The organism is Burkholderia sp. GbtcB21, assembly GCF_019091065.1.
Lineage (GTDB): Bacteria > Pseudomonadota > Gammaproteobacteria > Burkholderiales > Burkholderiaceae > Burkholderia > Burkholderia pyrrocinia_C.
This window is the reverse complement of record NZ_JAGXKA010000548.1, coordinates 1-230: the sequence shown is the minus strand read 5'-3', so window position 1 is coordinate 230 and position 230 is coordinate 1. Positions and strand designations below refer to the sequence as shown.

The window sequence follows — 230 nt, the reverse complement described above, 5'->3', positions numbered from 1 at the left end:
CTGATCCCGCGCGTCGCGCTGATCCTCTAACCGGCGCTCGCGAATCCCGACCGGCGGCCACTCGAGGCGGCGCTGACGCCCGGCGCACGGCCGTGGCGCGCGTGGTTCGACGTCGCGTGGCGCGAGCTATGGCCGTCGATCGCGACGGCGTGGTGCCTCGACAGCGCGATCGCGCTCGGCACATACGGCACGGCGCTCGCGCTGGCCGGCACGCAGTTCAACATCCTGCC

The 230-nt window shown here is 73.5% G+C and carries 1 pseudogene; it reads left to right on the top strand.

The window, feature by feature from the left end:
• A pseudogene (locus KVT39_RS37605) lies at window positions 1-230 on the top strand (ABC transporter permease); the annotation flags it as partial.